Source organism: Zeaxanthinibacter enoshimensis (assembly GCF_004362865.1).
GTDB classification, from domain to species: domain Bacteria; phylum Bacteroidota; class Bacteroidia; order Flavobacteriales; family Flavobacteriaceae; genus Zeaxanthinibacter; species Zeaxanthinibacter enoshimensis.
In genome coordinates, this window is sequence record NZ_SNYI01000001.1 from 1,307,640 (window position 1) to 1,321,411 (window position 13,772).

15 protein-coding genes are annotated in these 13,772 nt (G+C 47.3%); 1 reads left to right on the top strand and 14 read right to left on the bottom strand.

Features of this window, described 5'->3' with window-relative positions; translation table 11 throughout:
- Window positions 1-46: 46 nt before the first annotated feature.
- Both msrA and msrB read right to left on the bottom strand, forming a co-directional pair.
- Entirely contained in the window at window positions 47-589 is a 543-nt protein-coding gene (gene msrA / locus CLV82_RS05740) for a peptide-methionine (S)-S-oxide reductase MsrA (protein ID WP_133643321.1), read from the bottom strand.
- A complete protein-coding gene (msrB, locus tag CLV82_RS05745) occupies window positions 579-1,043 on the bottom strand; it encodes a peptide-methionine (R)-S-oxide reductase MsrB (RefSeq protein WP_133643322.1) in 465 nt (154 codons plus the stop codon). Before msrB ends, msrA begins: the two co-directional genes overlap by 11 nt.
- 147 nt (window positions 1,044-1,190) lie before the next feature.
- Between msrB and CLV82_RS05750 the strand changes: the two genes are divergently transcribed.
- Entirely contained in the window at window positions 1,191-2,000 is an 810-nt protein-coding gene (locus tag CLV82_RS05750; RefSeq protein ID WP_243744149.1) for a DNA/RNA non-specific endonuclease, read from the top strand.
- Window position 2,001: 1 nt separating this feature from the next.
- Here the strand turns inward: CLV82_RS05750 and rodA are convergent, their stop codons facing one another.
- The 12 genes from rodA to CLV82_RS05810 all read right to left on the bottom strand — a co-directional run bounded on the left by rodA (window position 2,002) and on the right by CLV82_RS05810 (window position 13,767).
- Window positions 2,002-3,285, bottom strand: a complete 1,284-nt coding sequence (rodA, locus tag CLV82_RS05755; RefSeq protein WP_133643323.1) for a rod shape-determining protein RodA — start codon at window positions 3,283-3,285, stop codon at window positions 2,002-2,004.
- Entirely contained in the window at window positions 3,275-5,143 is a 1,869-nt protein-coding gene (locus CLV82_RS05760; RefSeq protein ID WP_133643324.1) for a peptidoglycan D,D-transpeptidase FtsI family protein, read from the bottom strand. The genes rodA and CLV82_RS05760 overlap by 11 nt, the downstream gene beginning before the upstream one ends.
- 30 nt (window positions 5,144-5,173) lie before the next feature.
- Complete coding sequence (locus CLV82_RS05765; protein WP_133643325.1) at window positions 5,174-5,683, bottom strand: rod shape-determining protein MreD; 510 nt, start codon at window positions 5,681-5,683, stop codon at window positions 5,174-5,176.
- Entirely contained in the window at window positions 5,673-6,491 is an 819-nt protein-coding gene (gene mreC, locus CLV82_RS05770; RefSeq protein ID WP_133643326.1) for a rod shape-determining protein MreC, read from the bottom strand. The genes CLV82_RS05765 and mreC overlap by 11 nt, the downstream gene beginning before the upstream one ends.
- Before the next feature lie 75 nt (window positions 6,492-6,566).
- Entirely contained in the window at window positions 6,567-7,595 is a 1,029-nt protein-coding gene (locus CLV82_RS05775) for a rod shape-determining protein (protein ID WP_133643327.1), read from the bottom strand.
- 56 nt (window positions 7,596-7,651) lie between these two features.
- Window positions 7,652-9,184 carry a bifunctional phosphoribosylaminoimidazolecarboxamide formyltransferase/IMP cyclohydrolase gene (gene purH, locus CLV82_RS05780; protein WP_133643328.1) on the bottom strand — a complete coding sequence of 511 codons (1,533 nt, stop codon included), beginning with the start codon at window positions 9,182-9,184 and terminating at the stop codon, window positions 7,652-7,654.
- A gap of 92 nt (window positions 9,185-9,276) precedes the next feature.
- Window positions 9,277-9,729, bottom strand: a complete 453-nt coding sequence (locus CLV82_RS05785; RefSeq protein WP_133643329.1) for a GAF domain-containing protein — start codon at window positions 9,727-9,729, stop codon at window positions 9,277-9,279.
- Between the two features lie 123 nt (window positions 9,730-9,852).
- A complete protein-coding gene (gene groL, locus CLV82_RS05790) occupies window positions 9,853-11,481 on the bottom strand; it encodes a chaperonin GroEL (protein ID WP_133643330.1) in 1,629 nt (542 codons plus the stop codon).
- Window positions 11,482-11,503: 22 nt separating this feature from the next.
- The gene (locus CLV82_RS05795) at window positions 11,504-11,782 is read right to left on the bottom strand and encodes a co-chaperone GroES (RefSeq protein ID WP_133643331.1); all 279 of its coding nucleotides are present in this window, start codon (window positions 11,780-11,782) and stop codon (window positions 11,504-11,506) included.
- 147 nt (window positions 11,783-11,929) lie between these two features.
- Window positions 11,930-12,286 (bottom strand): preprotein translocase subunit SecG, encoded by a 357-nt coding sequence (gene secG, locus CLV82_RS05800; protein WP_133643332.1) that lies wholly within the window; start codon window positions 12,284-12,286, stop codon window positions 11,930-11,932.
- 3 nt (window positions 12,287-12,289) lie between these two features.
- Window positions 12,290-13,228 (bottom strand): hypothetical protein, encoded by a 939-nt coding sequence (locus CLV82_RS05805; protein ID WP_133643333.1) that lies wholly within the window; start codon window positions 13,226-13,228, stop codon window positions 12,290-12,292.
- A gap of 8 nt (window positions 13,229-13,236) precedes the next feature.
- Entirely contained in the window at window positions 13,237-13,767 is a 531-nt protein-coding gene (locus tag CLV82_RS05810; RefSeq protein ID WP_133643334.1) for an LptE family protein, read from the bottom strand.
- Window positions 13,768-13,772 lie beyond the last annotated feature (5 nt).

Below are 13,772 nucleotides of genomic sequence, written 5' to 3' on the forward strand. Positions count from 1 at the left end.
AGACCCCGGTAATTTTCATTTACCGGGGTTTTTTATTGCTGTTTACTCAACTCACCTTGTTCTTCAAGAGATGTGAATGCTGGCTCCTGAGCTTGCTTAACTTGGGGTTGATCACATAGGTGCAGTAGGGTTGCCTCGGGTGCGACCTGTAGAAATTCTGGTGTTCCGCTTCTGCCTTAAAGAATTTGTCCAAAGGAGATATTTCCGTAACAATAGGGTCATTGTACGCATCTCCTAATTCTTCTATAACAGCTTCTGCAACCTCCTTCTGTTCTTCATCGTGGTAGAAGATCACCGAACGGTATTGTGTACCTACATCGGCTCCTTGTCGGTTCAGGGTGGTGGGATCGTGGGTGGTCATAAAGATCAGGACAATATCCCGGAAAGAAATGATGTCCGGGTCATAGGTGAGTTGAACTACTTCTGCATGACCGGTTCTTCCTGAACAGATCTCCCGGTATGTTGGGTAGCCCGGTACGTTACCGCCGGAGTAACCCGATACCACATCGATAATTCCATCCACCTCCTGGAATACGGCTTCGGTACACCAGAAGCATCCTGCTCCGAGGGTGGCAAGTTTATGATTCATGGGCTTTACTTTCTTTAAAGAGTTCCAGGGATTCAGATTTGATACAGTAACGCAAGCCACTGGGTTCCGGACCATCCGGGAACACATGGCCTAGGTGGGCATCGCAGGTATTGCACTGTACTTCTACCCTTACCATCCCGTAAGAAGTATCCCTGAGGTATTTAATGGCATTCTTGCTGATCGGCTGGGTGAAACTCGGCCAGCCACTGCTGGATTCAAATTTAATGGTGGAATCAAAGAGAGGAGTATGGCAACCGGCACAAGCATATTTGCCTGCTTCATGACTGGCGCAATACGCACCGCTATGCGGAACCTCCGTACCTTTCTGTCGCATGATCCGGTACTGCGAAGGACTAAGCTTTGCCTTCCATTCTTCTTCCGTTTTTTCAACACGGCTGTCAGGCTCGGGATTACCCTTCATTGAATAATGAATAACATCTTCCCAGGTTATCATAGTATAGTATTTAAATTTATCCGGGTATCTTCCCTAAACAGGGGACAACACCCGGTTTTTGTCGATTCTGTCAATAGTAACTTACAAATAAACTCGGTCATAAACTGTTGAAATTCCCTTAAATTTACGGGTAATAATATTCGAGTATTGAAGCGAGACCGACTTATTTATAGTGTGCTGTTGATCCTGTGTATCACAGGGTTCTGGCTTTTTGATAACTTCTACACTCCTCCGGTCTATTCTGCAGGTGAAACGACAGATACAGGGGAGGTATTCTCGCAGTCCTATCTGCCCGCGCCAACCGGGGGCGAGCGGGTTGTTCATTCCTATTATATGCTCTCATATAATGAAGCCCATGAACAGGCCGAATGGGTGGCATACCGCCTGGACAAAGGGCAGCTGACCTACCAGGACAGGGAGCGACCTTATTTTGTAGAAGACCCGTTTGTAAGGTCAAAATCTGCTGATTGGCGAAATTACAAGGGCTCTGGTTATGATCGGGGTCATCTCTGTCCGGCCGGGGATCGGCGATTCTCGGAACAAGCGTATAACGAGACGTTTTACACCAGTAATATAAGTCCACAGGACCGGGAATTCAATGCCGGGATCTGGAACGAACTGGAGAAACAGGTGCGTCGATGGTCCAAGGAAAAGGGAAGCCTGCATATTATAACAGGTGGCGTGCTGCAGGAAGGATTGCCGTCTATTGGGGATGAAGATGTGTCGGTACCGGGATATTTTTACAAGGTGGTGATCGCAGGTCAGCCGGCTAAGCCGAAACTACTGGCATTCTTATTACCTAACCGGGACAGTGATCAGCCCCTGCGTCAATTCCTGGTTCCCCTGGACAGTATAGAAGCACTCACCGGGATAGATTTCTTAGCCGGGCTACCCTTGTCGCTGCAGGATAAACTGGAAGCCGGGGTAAATAGCTCTGGTTGGAAATTCAGTAACTGATCTAGGACCACTCGTTAAGCCGGTTGGCATCCAGTCGCAGGAAAATGAACAGGAGTACGGTGAAACCCAGGAGTCCTGAGCCCCCGTAACTGAAAAATGGCAGGGGGATACCAATGGTAGGCAGGATCCCGATGACCATCCCGATATTGATAAAATAGTGGATCAGCAGTATGGAGATCACCCCGTAGCCGTACATCCGGCTGAACTGGTTCTTTTGCCGTTCGGAAAGGTAGACCAGTCGCAGCAGCATCAGGGTAAACAGGATCACCACGGTTGCCGTCCCTAAAAATCCCCATTCTTCACCGACCGTGCTGAAGATATAGTCCGTGTGCTGTTCGGGAACAAAGTCCCCTTTGGTCCTGGTGCCTTCCAGGAATCCTTTCCCAAAGAACCCGCCGGATTCAATGGCCTTCTCTGACTGGTAGGTGTTATAACCAATGGTCTTTTTGATCTCCGCGAGCTTAACAGGGTCTTTTTCCAGGCGGAGCCATAGGCTGAACCGGTCCCTGTGCCTTTGTTCAAAGACCTTGTTGAAGACCAGGTCTACAGAAAGGGAGAATCCTATGGCGATGATGAAAAATACGATCAGCGGTATTAAGGGGATCTTCAGGGTCTTGCGTTTAAACAGGAAGACAATCCCGATCAGAAGAGATATCCCGATTGCCACCCAAATAGTGCCGAACATCAGGGTGAAGATAAAAAGCAGGACTGCAAGCAGGGCAATTCCCAGGTGGTAGAGGGGGAGGCCCTCGCGAAACATCACGAATACCAGGGAAAAGAAAACCAGTGCACTGCCGGGGTCGGGCTGGGGGATCACCAGGACAACAGGGATCAGGATAATGAGGAATGCATACAGCTGGTCTTTCCATCGCTTAATATCCGTCTGTATATCACTGAGGTATTTAGCCAGAGCCAGGGCTGTGGCCATCTTCGCAAACTCTGAGGGTTGCAGGTTAAAGACTCCCAGGTCATACCAGGAGGTAGCCCCTGCAATGGTCTTTCCAAATATGAAAAGCCCAAGTAACAGAACCATGGAGATAATGTAGAAAATGCTTGCGAAGCGTTCGTAACTGTTGGCCTCCAGGGCGAGTATAACAATGATGGCAATGAATGACACCCCGATGTACAGCATTTGCTTTCCATACAACTGGCTGAGGTCAAAGATATTGGGATTGTCTTCGGTAAAGGTACTGGAATATATGTTCAGCCACCCGATGCCTACCAGCAGCACAAAGAAAAGAACAGTAAGCCAGTCGATCCTTTTTACAATGCTATTACCAGACATATTCATTGATCTTGAATTCCTCCCCGCTGTAAGGTTTGGCATATTCGTGTTCGAGGGTCTTTTCGAGCATTCGCTTTTCCAGGTCTTTCCTGCTTATCTCTCCTTTGGTATATTTTTCGATCAAAAGGGAGGCTATGTGCCCGGCATAACGCGACCCGTAATACCCGTTTTCTATATATACGGCAATAGCGATCTTCGGGTCATTCACTGGAGCGAAGGCTACGAATACGGAGTGGTCTGTAAGCTGGGTGCGCACCCCGTCTATCTTGGTGAAATTTTCAACGGTCCCTGTTTTCCCTGCTATGTCTATACCGGGGATCTGCAGCCATTTCGCGGTGCCTTTGGTATATACCTCGGCCATTCCCTGGATCACGGGTTCAAAATGTTCCGGGGAAATGGTGGTAAACTTTTTCTTGGTGAATTCCGGGATGCTGATATCCTTCCCGCCGATCTGTTTGATGATGTGCGGGGTGTAGTAATAGCCCCTGTTGGCAATTGCCGCGGTCATGTTTGCCAGCTGGATAGGTGTTGCGGCTACCTCACCCTGCCCGATCGCGTTAGAGATGATATAGCTGGATGACCAGCGGTTATCCCCATACACCCGATCATAATATTCTTTCCCGGGAATCCTTCCTTTTCTCCCGGTGGGCAGGTCGTAGCCCAGGTAGTCCCCGAGCCCAAAACTCTTCATGTGCTTTTCCCAGACGTCCATCCCCTGGTCCGTGGTCTCGAACTTATCATAGATCTTGCGGAAAGTTCCTGCAAAATAGGCGTTGCAGGACTTATAGATCCCGCTGTTCATGGTGCGCAACCCGCCACCGCAATGGCAGCCTCTCAGCGTTCTCCCTACATAGAACCCATTGTAACAACGGATCGTGGTAGAGGGGTTTATCACTCCTTCTTCAAGGGCGACCAGCGCGTTAAGAATCTTAAAAGGCGAGCCTGGAGAAGGTTCTGCAAGAATGGAACGGTCCCAGGTGGGCTTGGAGATAGAATCGTAATGAAGCCTGCTGTAATTCCTGGAACGCTGCCTGCCCACCAGCAAGGATGGGTCATAAGTAGGGCCGGAGATCATTGTCAGTATCTCGCCGCTTTTAGGTTCAATGGCAACTATCCCGCCGCGTTTCCCGCGCATTAGCAGTTCGCCGTATTCCTGCAAGTCCTTATCCAGGGTAACCCTGATCTCCTGACCCTGCTGGGGGAGGGTATCGAGCGCCCCGTCCTTGTAAGGACCGATATCCCTGTTAAACCTGTCTTTCTGTATATACTTTACACCTTTCCTGCCTCGCAGCACTTCCTCGTATTGCTTTTCAATACCTGTGCGCCCGGTCAGTTCCCCCTGAACGTAATAGGGGTTTCTTGCGAGGTCTCTCTCATTTACTTCGCTGATATAGCCCAGAACATTGGCCCCACTGTTGGTGGTATAGTATCGCAGGGAACGTTTCTGTATATAGAAACCCTGGTATTTCCGCATTTTCTCCTGCAGCCTTGCGTAATCCTCCTTGGAGAGTTGGTGCACCAATACGGAAGGAAGCCTGGGGGAGTACACCCTGGCTTTTTTTAATTTCTTTTTAAAATCTTCTTTTTCTATTCCCAGTAACCCACAGAATTCCAGGGTATCCAACGGTTTAACTTCCCTTGGGATGACCATCACATCGTAGGCAGGCTGGTTGGCTACTAAGAGATCCCCGTTCCTGTCGTAGATATAACCTCTTTCCGGGTAGTCATAGATCGCCTTGATCGCAGGATCTTCGAGCACCTGGTTAGGTGAGAAACTGAAGATCTGCAAGTAAGACAAACGCCCTATAAAGACAATGCCTACAATAATGATTATGGAGGATAACAGGATTTTTTTCATCACTCGTTTTAAACTTCCGGGAATTTAATGCTATTCCTTTTTTACACTGAACAAAGTTCTTAATAACAGGCAGACGACCAGTGTAGCCGCCCCGGTAAATACCACTTTTTTCAAAATTATAAGCAAATTGGAGAAACTAAAAATTTCCAATGTAAAGAATAACAAGTGGTGGGTTATTATCAATAACGCCAAAAATGTGATTTGTTGTACGAGGGTGGTGTTACTTAATTTAAATGATTGGAATTCAAAGTTTACGCCGAAGACAAAGCGCATGATCGCTGGCCTGAGGTAAGCAATGGTCACGGAAGAAGCTGCGTGAAGCGCCATGGTATCCGAAAAAATATCAATGATGAAACCCAAAAGGAAACTTATACTGATAAAGGCTGTGCGATTCTCTTTAATGGGATACCAGTACAGGAACAGGATGTAGACCATTGGATTGATAAAACCAAAGAAATTAAGCTTGTTGAACACCAGTACCTGTACCGCGATCAGCAGCAAAAAACGCACGGCATTCATGAAATAGGAATTACTGCTCATTTTTGATCTTGGATTCAAGTTCACGTATCTCCGGACCATCTGTATTCAGGATCACGTAAACATTCCTCAGGTTGGTCATATCATTAAAGAGGGCCACATCTATGCTGTAGAAACTCTTGGATTCGTTCAAATCGAATTTCTGAATGGTGCCGATAGGAATATCCTCGGGGAAAATACTGGACATAGCCCCGGTAACGATAGTATCCCCGATATTCAGGTTCACCAGCCTCGGGATATCCTCGAGCTGCACCACGTTGTAATTCTTACCATCCCAGGTCAGGGAACCAAAATAGGAGGTGTTCTTTATCTTGGCGTTGATGGTCGATTTAGAGTTGAGGATGCTCTGTACGGAAGCGAAATTAGCGGTAGTGTGTTCCACGATTCCCAGTACTCCTTCCGGGGAGATCACTCCCATATCCTGCTTAAGGCCCTGTTTGGAACCTTTGTTCAGCGTGATATAGTTATTGGGGTAGGCATAACTGTTCTTGATGATCTGTGCCGTGGTAATGGTGTATTTAAGCTGCGAAGTATCCTGCAGTATAGTATCGATTCCCGGATGGTTCGCCAATGCTTTTCTCAGCCTTTTATTTTCCTCCAGCAGTTTCTGGTTTTCCGAGCTCAGGTTAAAATAGTTAGAGATGTTGCTCGACTTCTCATAGATTGATCCCGTGATGTAATTTGCAGAATTGAATACCATGGACCTGTGGTAGGAACGCGACTGCACGGTGAACGATATGGCCAGGATCATGAAGAATAAATACAACAAGGTAGTCTTGTAGCGTACAATAAAATTAATGATCTGCTGCATGTACTGGTCCTGTTGAGGTGACCGTCAGCCCGGATTTAACTTGTAACCCTGCTTCGGTCTATGTATTTCTTCAGATTACTTGATAAGGATACTCTTGTAGCGCTCCAGGTTCTTCAAGGCGATCCCTGTACCGCGTACTACCGCTCGTAACGGGTCTTCAGCAATATAGACCGGGAGGTCTGTCTTCTGGGACAGACGCCTGTCCAGCCCTCTTAACATAGAACCTCCACCTGCAAGATAAATCCCTGTATTGTAAATGTCAGCTGCCAGTTCCGGCGGTGTCTGGGATAAGGTCTCCATCACGGCATCTTCAACTCTCAGTATGGATTTATCCAGTGCCTTGGCTATCTCACGGAATGAAATAGATACCTGTTTCGGTTTACCCGTCAGCAGGTCTCGTCCCTGTACAGACATATCGTCCGGCGGGGACTGCAGGTCTTCCGTGGCAGAACCGATCTGTATCTTAATATTTTCTGCGGTACTTTCCCCTACATACAGGTTGTGCTGGGTACGCATGTAATAGATGATATCATTCGTGAAGACATCACCCGCGATCTTGACCGATTTATCACAAACGATTCCTCCCAGGGCGATGACTGCGATCTCCGTGGTTCCCCCACCAATATCTACGATCATATTCCCTTTAGGCTGCATAATGTCCAGCCCTATCCCGATAGCCGCAGCCATAGGTTCGTGGATCAGGTAGACTTCTTTCCCGTTCACGCGTTCTGCCGATTCCTTTACCGCGCGCATCTCAACTTCCGTAATCCCTGAAGGGATACAAATAACCATCCTTAATGCGGGTGGGAACCATTTCTTCTTTAATGCCGGGATATTCTTGATGAACATATTGATCATCTTTTCCGAGGCATCAAAATCAGCAATTACACCATCCTTCAATGGCCTGATGGTCTTGATGTTCTCATGGGTTTTACCCTGCATCATGTTGGCTTCTTTACCAACGGCAATAATCTTCCCACTGATGCGATCGCGGGCAACAATAGAAGGGCTATCTACAACAACCTTGTCGGCATGTATGATCAGGGTGTTAGCCGTTCCGAGGTCTATGGCTATTTCCTCAGTTAAGAAATCGAAAAATCCCATTATAAATTAAGTTTGGTTTCAGTTCACGGGGTGCAATATCGTCAAATGTAATGAAATTAATGTTTAAAATGACGAGTGCCAGTCATTACCATAGACATCCCGTTTTCATTACAATAATCGATGCTCAGCTGATCTTTGATCGAGCCTCCCGGTTGTATAACGCTGCTAATGCCACTTTTATGCGCAATCTCCACGCAATCAGGGAATGGGAAAAATGCGTCACTGGCCATAACAGCACCCTCGAGGTCAAATTTAAAGGACCCGGCCTTGTGAATTGCCTGGTTCAGGGCATCTACCCTGGAGGTCTGCCCGGTACCGCTGGCACAGAGTTGTTTGTTCTTTGCCAGTACGATGGTGTTAGACTTTGTATGCTTGCAGATACGTGACGCAAACAGCAGGTCTTCCAGTTCCTGCTCCGTGGGTTTCTTATCGGTTGCGTAAGTAAGGTCTGACAGCTGATCAGTCTTGGAGTCCTTGTCCTGTACCAGGATCCCGTTGAGACAACTCCTTACAATACGCTCCGGCATCTCTACCTGCTTTTGCACCAACAGGATCCGGTTCTTCTTTCCTTTGAGGATCTCAATTGCTTTTTCAGAAAAGGAAGGTGCGATCACCACCTCGCAGAATAAAGAATGTATGAGTTCTGCGGTATGTTCATCCAGTTCGGTGTTGGCGATCAGGATACCTCCGAAAGCAGATACAGGATCTCCTGCCAGGGCGTCCTTGTAAGCCTCAGCCAGGGTGGGTCGCGTGGCAACTCCACAGGCATTATTGTGTTTCAGGATGGCAAAGGTAGGATCATCCCCCTGGAATTCGTTCATTAACTGAACGGCGGCATCAACATCCAGTAAGTTATTATAAGATAATTCTTTGCCGTGAAGTTTGGTGAACATGGCGTCAAAATCGCCGTAGAAATACCCCTTCTGATGAGGGTTTTCCCCGTAGCGCAGTACCTGTCCTTTGTCTTCACTGATCTTCAGGGCAGTTTCTGCTCCTTCCCGGTTGAAGTAATTAAAGATGGCAGTATCGTAGTGCGAGGATACTTTAAAAGCCCGGGTGGCAAATTTCTGGCGGTCCTCCACGGAGGTTTCCCCGTTCTTTTCATTAAGGAGGTCAAGGAAGTCCTGGTAATCCTCCATGGATGAGATGCAAACCACATCCTTAAAGTTCTTTGCAGCAGCACGGATCAGGGATATTCCGCCGATATCTATCTTTTCAATGATGTCTTGTTCTGAAGCCCCGCTTGCCACGGTCTTCTCGAACGGGTACAGGTCCACGATCACAATATCGAGCTGTGGAATTTCGAATTCCTGTAACTGTGCTACATCCCCTTCGTGATCCTGGCGGTTCAGGATTCCCCCGAATACCTTTGGGTGAAGCGTTTTGACACGACCACCCAGGATAGAAGGGTAACTCGTCACATCCTCAACCGCAGTAACCGGGATCCCGAGATCCCTGATGAATTTCTCTGTTCCCCCGGTGGAGTAAAGTTGTACGCCCAGGGCGTTAAGTTTTTTGACAATAGGTTCTAGCCCGTCTTTGTGGAAAACGGAAATCAGTGCGGATCCGACCTTTTTTAGAGTGCTCATTTTTATCTGCTTAGCGTTAGATGTTCAGGCAGACAAAAGTACTTTATTTAAATAAAAAGGGGCACTTCCTTTATCAACAAAAAGAGAAAGTTTTAAAGAATATTGGCCACTTCCTGGTTGATGAATTCCAGGAACCGCTCATCTTCCTTGGTAAACGGATCCGGAACATTGGAGTCGATGTCGATCTGCCCGATATTCTTCCCGTCTACAAACAGAGGTACCACGATTTCCGATTTTACGGTAAGGCTGCAGGCGATATAATTATCCTGGGCACTCACATCAGGTACTACGAAATTCTGGTTGCTCACGGCTACCTGCCCGCAGATACCTTTCCCGAAAGGGATGATCGTATGGTCTGTAGGGGCTCCTGCATAAGCTCCCAGTTTTAATTGTTCCTTTTCTCCGTCCCTGAAGTAAAAGCCTACCCAGTCGTAATGAGGTACGGTCTCCTTGAGCAGGTCACAGATGGCCTGCATCCGTTCTTCAGCTGATTTTTCTTCCTGGGATATTATGCCTTTGATGGCGGGGCGCAATGCGTCGAACATAGCTTATTTTTTTTGTAAAATTAAGTAATTATGCGGCTTTCGCCAGCAGCTTTTGAAAAACAAAAACCGTCCCCGGGGATTCCCAAGGACGGTTTGTTATAATTGCCGTATGGGCTGTGCTTATTACATCATTCCAGGCATCCCTCCGCCCATTTGTGGGGCAGGTGGGTTGTCTTCCTTGATGTCTGTAAGGGCACATTCTGTAGTAAGGATCATTCCTGAAACAGAAGCGGCATTCTCCAGCGCGATACGAGTCACTTTTTTAGGATCGATGATACCGGCTTTCATCATGTCTACATATTTCTCAGACTTGGCGTCGTAGCCGTAATCATTCTTACCTTCGTAAACCTTGGCAACCACTACAGATCCTTCTCCACCTGCGTTCTCAACTATGGTCCTCAGGGGAGCTTCAATAGCGCGTGCAACGATCTGGATACCGGTCTCTTCATCGGCGTTCTCAGGCTTCACTTTAGAAAGGGAAGCTTTGGCCCTGATCAGGGCAACTCCTCCACCGGAAACGATTCCTTCTTCTACTGCAGCCCTGGTAGCGTGTAATGCATCATCTACCCTGTCTTTCTTTTCCTTCATTTCTACCTCAGAAGCGGCACCTACATATAGTACAGCCACACCACCGGCCAGCTTTGCCAGGCGTTCCTGAAGTTTTTCCTTATCGTAATCCGAGGTAGTGGTTTCTATCTGGGCTTTGATCTGGTTAACACGTGTCTTGATGTCCTTCGCGTTACCAGAACCATTTACGATAGTAGTGTTGTCTTTATCGATGGTCACCTTCTCACAGGTACCCAGCATATCGATAGTAGCGTTCTCCAGGGAGAAGCCACGCTCTTCGGCGATCACGGTACCCCCGGTGAGGATAGCGATATCTTCCAGCATAGCCTTCCTTCGGTCCCCGAATCCTGGTGCCTTAACTGCTGCGATCTTAAGCGATCCGCGCAGTTTGTTTACTACCAGTGTAGCTAAAGCTTCACCATCAACATCCTCTGCGATGATCAGCAGAGGTTTTCCTGATTGGGCAACCGGCTCCAGAACAGGAAGCAGGTCTTTCATGGTAGAGATCTTCTTGTCAAAAAGAAGGATGTAAGGGTTGTCCAGTTCAGCTACCATCTTTTCAGAATCGGTAACGAAATAGGGAGAAAGGTAACCGCGGTCAAACTGCATACCTTCTACTACATCCACGTAAGTATCTGTTCCTTTGGCTTCCTCAACAGTGATCACTCCTTCTTTCCCAACTTTTCCGAAAGCTTCGGCGATCAGTTCCCCGATTGTTTCGTCGTTGTTAGAAGAAATAGCAGCTACCTGCTTGATTTTCTCTGAAGAATCACCCACTTTCTTGGTCTGCTTAGCCAGGTCGGCAACGATGGCCTCCACAGCTTTGTCGATACCGCGTTTCAGATCCATAGGATTTGCTCCGGCGGCTACGTTCTTAAGACCTTCTTTTACGATAGCCTGCGCTAAAACGGTGGCGGTAGTTGTTCCGTCACCCGCAAGATCGTTGGTTTTGGAAGCAACTTCCTTCACCATCTGGGCACCCATATTTTCAAGGGCGTCCTTTAATTCTATTTCTTTTGCTACGGTAACCCCGTCTTTAGTTACGGAAGGAGAGCCGAAGGATTTGCTGATAATCACGTTACGACCCTTTGGTCCTAAAGTAACTTTTACTGCATTTGCCAGGGCGTCAACTCCTCGTCTGAGGCCATCGCGTGCTTCGATGTCAAATGTTATATCTTTTGCCATTTGTATATAGTTGATTTTAAGTTTATATAATTGCTAAAATGTCACTTTCACGCATCATCAGGTAATCAGTACCATCAAGTTTTAACTCGGTACCGGAATATTTACCGTACAGGACTTTGTCTCCGACTTTTACAGTGACTTGTTCATCCTTTGTACCTGGGCCAACGGCCACTACTTTCCCTTGTTGTGGTTTTTCCTTAGCGGTGTCGGGAATGTAAAGACCCGAAGCAGTTTTTGTCTCTGCTGCCATAGGTTCAATAAGAACCCTATCAGCCAATGGTTTGATGTTTACTTTAGCCATCTTATTTTAGTTTTTAATATTTAGTTTAAAATTCCGTTTTCAATAGGCAGAAATTGTGCCACTGCTTAAAAACTGACAATATGTGAAACAAAAAATGCCAGCTTGTCATTGTGCTGGCATTTTTTAGTGTTTTATCAATTTCAGAGCTTACTGCTGATCCGGTTCGGCAGGAGTTTGCTGGGTTTCAGGAAGTGTTTCCGGAACCTCTTCTGGAATAGTGGTTTCAATGTCGTCCCCTTGCAGTAACCTTGAATCCGATTCGCTAAAATTTTCTTTCAGCGCGACGTTAGATAACAGGATCAGGACGATCAGTAAAGTGGCCAGTGTCCAGGTGCTCTTATCTAAAAAGTCGCCCGTTTTCTTAACACCACCAACTACCTGGCTGCCTCCTCCTCCAAAGGAAGATGATAATCCGCCGCCTTTCGGGTTCTGTACCATGACCACGAGAACAAGCAAAAAGCATACTACGATGATCAGCACCAGGAAAATAGAAAATGTACTCATTTCTTAATTGTCTTTTTGTAATTTCTTCACCGCTTTTATGCGGTCCGCAAAGAAACTACTTTTTTCCGGATATTTCAAACTTAAAATCTTGTAGGCCTGGATGGCGTTTTTATACTTGCCCTGCTCCAGGTAAACCTTGGCCAGCGTCTCGGTCATAAGCTCGGCTTTATCGAGCTTCGTCGATGCTTTGATGTCCACTTTAGGGAGTGATTCCGGTTGCCGGTCTATCTTGGGATTGTTCTTGATGAACTTGTCTATCAATTCAAATTTTTCTTCCCTGGAAAGCGATTCATCCTGTTCGGTGCTCTCGCCGGCTGTGTTTTCCGGGGGCGTCTCTTCCTCTTTCTCTTCCTGTAGTTTTGCCGCAGGATCCTTCTTTAAGGAGGTGAGCTGCAGCCATTCTGCAAAGGAGTATTTCTCTTTCCTGGTGAAAGGCAGGGGTTGACCCAGCTGCAGTTCCTCGGCTGCTTTCTTTTTAGCTTCATCGAGCGACTTGTCCACTTCGGGATCCAGGGACTTGAACAAGGCGGGATCCAGGATGTTATCCGCATCCTTGATAGACCTGGGTAGCGGCTCATCGGTAGAAGCTTCGATCATTTCCTGGGTACTGCCGGGCTCTGCTGTGACTTCTTCGGCTTCTACCTCTTTTTCGACCAGGGGCAGCTTCTTGCCTGAAATGGTATCGGCTATAGTGTTCTGCAGGAAATCCTTGGAGGTGATAAGATCAAACAACACATCCCTGTCTGCGGTATAGGCAGCCGTGATCTTCAGGGCATTATTGTACTTAAAACTGTTCAGGTTCCGGAGCCCTTTCAGGTGTACGGCCCTGGCAGCCTGGAAATAGGGGTATTCTTCCAATACATCTTCCAGCTGCTTGGTCTGTACCGGGGAGACCAGGCTTTCCGGGTTCTGTAGCAGGTATGTAAAGTCGGATACGTTCATATTGTTATTTACCAATCGGCCAGGGCAGCCTGGAAAATGTCCTGGTTAATTCGTTCAAAGATCACCTGGTGGGCTTCATCCCTTACGGTTGATAACTGGGAAGCCGCATCGTAGTCATAAAAATGTGAAAATCTTCTTTCAAAATCAGCATCTTCCTTGGTCCGGTTAAAGAAACGGACATTTACACTGATCGACAAACGGTTCTGGGCTGCTCTTTGCTCTGCCGTTGCACTCATGGGTGTTACCCGGTATTCCACGATCTCTCCTTCAAAAAGCAGATCGCCTTCGGCACTCACCAGGTCCAGGCTGGTCTGGTTCAGGATAAGGTCCTGCAGGGCCAGGGTAAATTCCCGGTCCAGTCCAGGATCAAAAGTAGACCCCGGGGATTGAGAGGCGTAATTCTGGAAATAATTCACCTGGAAGGTTTCTGCAGTTCCTACATCGCCCCCCGTGAAATTATAAGCCCCGCAACTAAAAAGACTTAATAGGCAGCTAAGCAGTAATATTCTTATAGATCTGTTCTTCAAAAGTGATGGCATTGGCC